Source organism: Streptomyces phytophilus, from assembly GCF_013870535.1.
GTDB classification, from domain to species: domain Bacteria; phylum Actinomycetota; class Actinomycetes; order Streptomycetales; family Streptomycetaceae; genus Streptomyces; species Streptomyces phytophilus.
Genome location: NZ_JACBXC010000263.1, coordinates 1 through 6,146, shown reverse-complemented (window position 1 = coordinate 6,146; position 6,146 = coordinate 1). Strand labels below are relative to the sequence as shown.

6 protein-coding genes are annotated in these 6,146 nt (G+C 71.7%); 5 read left to right on the top strand and 1 reads right to left on the bottom strand.

What is annotated here, in order from left to right; genetic code table 11:
* Positions 1-271: hypothetical protein (locus tag H5J30_RS14245; RefSeq protein WP_181787807.1), on the bottom strand; the 271-nt coding region annotated here is incomplete at its 3' end.
* 440 nt (positions 272-711) lie between these two features.
* On the opposite strand from H5J30_RS14245, the gene H5J30_RS14240 reads away from it, so the two are divergent.
* From H5J30_RS14240 to H5J30_RS14220, 5 genes are read left to right on the top strand one after another with little or no spacing between them, the layout of a single operon-like run.
* Positions 712-2,070 carry a sulfotransferase family protein gene (locus H5J30_RS14240; RefSeq protein WP_181787806.1) on the top strand — a complete coding sequence of 453 codons (1,359 nt, stop codon included), beginning with the start codon at positions 712-714 and terminating at the stop codon, positions 2,068-2,070.
* On the top strand, positions 2,067-3,248 hold the full coding sequence (locus H5J30_RS14235) for a glycosyltransferase family 4 protein (RefSeq protein WP_181787805.1): 1,182 nt from the start codon (positions 2,067-2,069) through the stop codon (positions 3,246-3,248). Before H5J30_RS14240 ends, H5J30_RS14235 begins: the two co-directional genes overlap by 4 nt.
* Positions 3,241-3,810 (top strand): adenylyl-sulfate kinase, encoded by a 570-nt coding sequence (cysC, locus tag H5J30_RS14230; RefSeq protein WP_181787804.1) that lies wholly within the window; start codon positions 3,241-3,243, stop codon positions 3,808-3,810. Before H5J30_RS14235 ends, cysC begins: the two co-directional genes overlap by 8 nt.
* A complete protein-coding gene (gene cysD / locus H5J30_RS14225; RefSeq protein ID WP_181787803.1) occupies positions 3,807-4,733 on the top strand; it encodes a sulfate adenylyltransferase subunit CysD in 927 nt (308 codons plus the stop codon). Before cysC ends, cysD begins: the two co-directional genes overlap by 4 nt.
* 2 nt (positions 4,734-4,735) lie before the next feature.
* On the top strand, positions 4,736-6,091 hold the full coding sequence (locus H5J30_RS14220) for a sulfate adenylyltransferase subunit 1 (RefSeq protein ID WP_181787802.1): 1,356 nt from the start codon (positions 4,736-4,738) through the stop codon (positions 6,089-6,091).
* Positions 6,092-6,146: the final 55 nt, after the last annotated feature.

Here is a 6,146-nt window from a genome sequence, read left to right as displayed (position 1 = left end):
CGACGACCTTCTTCACCGGCTTGCGGTCCCCGCGGGCGTCCGTCCGCTTGGCCTTCTTGCAGTGCCCGCGGGGCGCGTCCTTCACGTGCACCCGCTTGCCGGCCCCGTCGGCGGAGCCGCCGGGCCCGTGCGTGACGTGCTTGCCCTGCGTCGCGCACGGACGGTGCGGCGCGGCGTGCCCCTCGGCGGCGCTCGCCGCCCCCGCGGTACCCAGCAGGACCGACAGCGCGGCGACCGCGGTGACCGCGGCGCGCTTCATGGTGATGCTCATGGTGAAAAATCCCTTCCGTGCCGGTCCGTCCGGCACGGGCACCACGATCGACCGCGCCCCGCCCCGCCCCGAACTCCCGCCGCCCGCCCGCGTGTCCCGCCGCGGGACACCCCCGCGGGCCCGGGGATGAGAAGCCCATGAGAATCGCTCACCCGATACGCTCAGAACCGCCGCCCCCGGGGCCACCCCCTCTCATGCCGCTCTCATGGTTCTCAGCACCCCTTCACCCCGGCGGCGCCTGCGTCCCGTGCGGAATTCACCCGTCCGGGCGGTGCGAGGCAGTGCCCGGGACCGGATGCCGCAGGTCTGCGCACGTCCCCGGAGGTCGCTGTGACCAGCGCCACTCCCCCTCAATCAAACTAGCTATGACCTGCACGTTTAACGAACATGCCGATCGGGTACGTTGCCCGTCTCACAAACGCCTTCTAGCCTCGGGGCGCATGAACCTCCTCCGGAAGCTCAATCACAAGCTCGGCGCAACCACGGGTTTCGAGATCCGCAAGGCCGGGCTGCCACAAGCGCCTGCCCCGAAACCCGCCCGGGCCGCGGAGCCCGCGGAGCCGAAGCCGGCCGCGCAGGTCGCGTACCGCCCCCCGGAGGATCCCGAAGTCGACCGGCTGCTCAGGCGGCCCGTGTTCATCATGTCGCCGGTACGCTCCGGCTCCACCCTGCTGCGCCTGCTCCTCAACGCGCACTCGCGCCTGCACTCCGCGCACGAGCTGCACTTCCGCCGGCTGGAGGTCACCACCAGCACCAAGCTCGCCGAGCGCGCCATGGAGGAGCTGGGTCTGGAGCGCGGCGACCTGGAGCACCTGATCTGGGACCGCGTGCTCCACCGCGAGCTGGTCCGCTCCGGCAAGGACTTCCTGGTGGAGAAGACGCCCAGCAACACCTTCGCGTACAAGCGCATCGCCGCCTGCTGGCCGGACGCCCGGTTCATCTTCCTGCTCCGCCACCCCGCCTCCATCGCCCGCTCCTGGTACGAGGCCGACCCGGAGAAGCGCACCGAGGAGGAGGCCGCCCTCGACGCGCTGCGCTACATGCGCGCCACCGAGCGCGCCCGCCAGGCCCTGCCCGGGCACGTCGTGCGCTACGAGGAGCTGACCGACGACCCCGAGTCCGCCATGAAGGGCATCTGCTCCTACCTGGAGATCGACTTCGAGCCCGGCATGCTCGACTACGGCTCCCAGACCCAGACCAGCTACAAGAAGGGTCTCGGCGACTGGAAGGACAAGATCCGCAGCGGCCAGGTGCAGGCAGGCCGCGCGCTGCCCGCCGCGGAGGAGATCCCCGAGCCGCTGCGCGAGATCAGCGCCGCCTGGGGCTACCTCGAAGGCGGGGCCGGGGACGGCGCGGCCGCCGCCCGCGAGCCGCACGCCGAGATCGCCGAGGTCTGGCCCCGCGACGGCGCCGTACGCCTGACCGGCAGCCTGCACGGCGTCGACGGCGGGGACGACGGCCCCTGGGAGATGCTCCTCGTCCGGCGCGACCACGAGGACCAGCAGCTGCGCTACCCGGCGGAGCTGGCCGACGGCGGATTCGACGTCACGGTGCCCGTCACCGACCTGGCGCCCGCGGGGCTGACCGCCCCGGCCCAGTGGGACATCCACCTGACCGCAGGCAAGGGCGACGCGGAGGTCCGGCTGCGCGCCGGCCGCCACCTGGACGGGATCACCGGCAAGAAGAACATCATGGTCTTCCCCGGCCAGCCCGCCCGGGTCGACGGCGCCGACGTCGAGGTCAAGCCGTACTACACCATCAAGGACAACCTCTCCGTCGAGGTACTGCCGGCCTCATGAAAATCCGCTACCTGCTCATGCACGCATACGGCACGGGCGGAACCATCCGCACCGTGTTCAACCAGGCCGGCTCCATGGCCGCCGCGGGCCACGACGTCGAGATCGCCAGCATGCAGCGCACCCGCGACGAACCCCACTTCCCCCTCCACCCCGAGGTCACCATCACCACCCTGGTCGACCAGCGGCCCGGCGCCCGCGAGGCCGAGCTGGCCGCGGCCGGCCCCAGGGCGGCCGAGAAGCGCGTCGAGCGGGAGGGGCAGCCGCCCCGGCACATCCCGCCGGGGGAGTTCGCGTACGACCGCTACAACCGCCACGTCGAGGACACCGTCATCGCCTGGCTGGAGCGGCAGCGCGACGCCGTGATCGTCCCCACCCGCCCCGGGCTGAACTTCCTCACCGCCCGGTTCACCCCCCGCTCCTGCCGCAGGATCGCCCAGGAGCACATGAACCTGGGCACGCACCCGTCGGACATCCGCACCGCCATCCAGCGCGAGTACCCCCGCTTCGACGCCGTCGCCGTCCTCACCCACGGCGACCGCGAGGACTACCAGGAGCTGCTGCCCGACACCCGCGTCGTCCGCATCCCCAACGCCGTGCACACCGGCGACAAGAAGCTCACCACCTATGCCGAGCACGTCGCCGTGGCCGCCGGCAGGCTCTTCCCGCAGAAGGGCTTCGACATGCTGATCCCGGCGTGGGCGCAGCTCGTGGAGAAGTTCCCCGACTGGCAGCTGCGGATCTTCGGCACCGGCGAGAAGAAGGCCGAGCTGCGCCGGCTGATCAACGAGAACCACCTGTACAACCACGTCTTTCTGATGGGCCACACGCACAAACTGGACGACGAACTTGCGAGAGCATCCTTTTATGTGCTCAGCTCGCGGTTCGAGGGGCTGCCCATGGTGATGATCGAATCGATGACCCACGGACTCCCCGTGGTCAGCTTCGACTGTCCGACGGGCCCCGCCGACGTGCTCACCCACGGGAAGGACGGCCTGCTGGTGCCCCGCAAGGACGTGGACGGGCTGGCCGAGGCCATGGGGCAGCTCATGGACGACGAGGGCCTGCGGGCCGACATGGGAGCGGCGGCACTGCAGACGTCGCGCTCCTACACTCCCGAGGCGGTCCATCCGCAGTGGGAGGCACTGTTCGAGGAGATTCACGGGAGTGGGAGTGCCTGACAACGCACCCGGCGCCGACGGCGTACACGCGCGCGGCGCCACGATCTGGCTCACCGGCCTGCCCAGCGCCGGCAAGACGACGCTGGCGCGCGCCTTCGGCGAGCGGCTGACGGCCGCCGGCCACCGGGTGGAGGTGCTGGACGGCGACGAGATCCGGGAATTCCTCACCGCGGGCCTCGGTTTCTCCCGGGGGGACCGCGACACGAACGTGCAGCGCATCGGCTTCGTCGCGGAGCTGCTCGCGTCGCACGGCGTGAAGGTCCTCGTGCCGGTGATCGCCCCGTACGCGGACAGCCGCGAGGCGGTGCGCAAGCGCCACCAGACGGAGGGGACGACGTATGTGGAGGTGCACGTGGCCACGCCCGTCGACGTCTGCGCCGAGCGCGACGTGAAGGGCCTCTACGCCAAGCAGGCGGCCGGCGAGATCTCCGGTCTCACCGGCGTGGACGACCCGTACGAGCCGCCCGCGGCCCCCGATCTGCGCATCCCCACACACGAGCAGAGTGTCGAAGAATCCGCGGCGATGCTTCACGCCGCGCTGGTGGAACGAGGTCTCGCATGAGCCAGGTCGAGCAGGCCGCCGCCCAGGACTTCCAGTTGCCGCACCTGGACGTGCTGGAGTCCGAGGCGGTGCACATCTTCCGCGAGGTCGCGGGGGAGTTCGAGCGTCCGGTGATTCTCTTCTCCGGCGGCAAGGACTCCATCGTGATGCTCCACCTGGCGCTGAAGGCGTTCGCGCCGGCGCCGCCGCCGTTCGCGCTGCTGCACGTCGACACGGGGCACAACTTCCCCGAGGTGCTGGAGTACCGCGACCGCGTCGCCGCGCAGCACAACCTGCGGCTGCACGTCGCCTCCGTCCAGGACTTCATCGACCGCGGCGAGCTGAAGGAGCGCGCCGACGGCACGCGCAACCCGCTGCAGACCGTGCCGCTGCTGCGCGCCATCGAGGGGGCCCGCTACGACGCGGTCTTCGGCGGCGGCCGGCGCGACGAGGAGAAGGCCCGCGCCAAGGAGCGCATCTTCTCCCTGCGCGACGAGTTCGGCGGGTGGGACCCGCGCCGCCAGCGCCCCGAGCTGTGGCAGCTCTACAACGGCAAGCACGCCGTCGGCGAGCACGTCCGCGTCTTCCCGCTGTCCAACTTCACCGAGCTGGACGTCTGGCAGTACATCGCCCGCGAGAAGATCGTGCTCCCGGAGATCTACTACGCGCACCGCCGCGAGGTCTTCCTGCGCAGCGGCATGTGGCTCGCCCCCGGAGAGTGGGGCGGCGCCAAGCAGGGCGAGCGCGTCGAGACCCGCACGGTGCGCTACCGCACCGTCGGCGACATGTCCTGCACCGGCGCCGTCGACTCCGACGCCGACACCATCGAGAAGGTCATCGCCGAGATCGCCGCCACCCGCCTCACCGAGCGCGGCGCCACCCGGGCCGACGACAAGATGTCCGAGGCCGCCATGGAAGACCGCAAGCGCGAAGGCTACTTCTGATCATGACTGTGAACCCACCCGCCCCCGCCACGGAGCCGGCCGCGCTCACCGAGGTCTCCCTGCTGCGCTTCGCCACCGCGGGCAGCGTCGACGACGGCAAGTCGACGCTCGTCGGCCGGCTGCTGCACGACTCCAAGTCGGTCCTCGCCGACCAGCTGGAGGCCGTGGAGCGCGCCTCCGCCAGCCGCGGGCAGGACGCCCCCGACCTGGCGCTGCTCACGGACGGACTGCGCGCCGAGCGCGAGCAGGGCATCACCATCGACGTGGCGTACCGCTACTTCGCCACCACCCGGCGCCGCTTCATCCTCGCCGACACCCCCGGCCACGTGCAGTACACCCGCAACATGGTCACCGGCGCCTCCACCGCCGAGCTGGCGGTCATCCTCGTGGACGCCCGGCACGGCGTCGTCGAGCAGACCCGCCGGCACGCCGCGGTCGCCGCGCTGCTGCGCGTGCCGCACGTGGTCCTGGCCGTGAACAAGATGGACCTCGTCGGCTACGCGGAGGACGTCTTCGCCGCGATCGCCGCCGAGTTCACCAAGTACGCCAAGGCCCTCGGCGTGCCCGCCGTGACCACCATCCCCATCTCGGCACTGGAGGGCGACAACGTCGTCACCCCGTCCGCCGTCATGGACTGGTACGCGGGCCCCACGGTGCTGGAGCACCTGGAGACCGTCCAGATCGACCACGACCCGCGCGGCCGCGTGACCCGCTTCCCCGTGCAGTACGTGATCCGCCCGCAGACCCCGGAGCACCGCGACTACCGCGGCTACGCCGGGAAGATCGCCTCCGGCATCTTCCGCGTCGGCCAGCCCGTCACCGTGCTGCCCTCGGGCCGCACCTCCAGCGTCGCGGCCATCGACGTGCTGGGCGAGAGCGTCGACGCCGCCTGGGCGCCGCAGTCGGTCACCATCCGGCTCGCGGACGACATCGACATCTCCCGCGGCGACATGATCGCGCCGAGCGACCAGGCCCCCGACGCCACGCAGGACATCCAGGCCACCGTCTGCCACCTGCACGACACCGCGCTCACCCCCGGCGCCCGGGTGCTGCTGAAGCACACCACCCGCACCGTCAAGGCGATCGTCAAGCAGATCCCCGACCGGCTCACCCTCGACGACCTCTCCCACCACCCCGCCCCGGGGGCCCTGGAGGTCAACGACATCGGCCGCGTCGTGCTCCGCACCTCGGAGCCGCTGCCGATGGACGCCTACGGCGACTGCCGGCGCACCGGCTCGTTCCTGCTGATCGACCCCGCGGACGGCTCCACGCTCGCCGCGGGCATGGCGGGCGCCGCGTTCGCGGGCGCCGACAGCGAGAAGCGGGCCGTGCTCGACGACGCCGAGTGGGACTTCTGAGCCCACCGCGGCCGGCCGCGGGCCCGCCGGGACGCTGACGGCGCCCCGGCGGACC

Coding starts and splice junctions, on each gene's coding strand:
- H5J30_RS14240 (WP_181787806.1), top strand. CDS start 712: ATGAACCTCCTCCGGAAGCTCAATCACAAGCTCGGCGCAACCACGGGT.
- H5J30_RS14235 (WP_181787805.1), top strand. CDS start 2,067: ATGAAAATCCGCTACCTGCTCATGCACGCATACGGCACGGGCGGAACC.
- cysD (WP_181787803.1), top strand. CDS start 3,807: ATGAGCCAGGTCGAGCAGGCCGCCGCCCAGGACTTCCAGTTGCCGCAC.
- H5J30_RS14220 (WP_181787802.1), top strand. CDS start 4,736: ATGACTGTGAACCCACCCGCCCCCGCCACGGAGCCGGCCGCGCTCACC.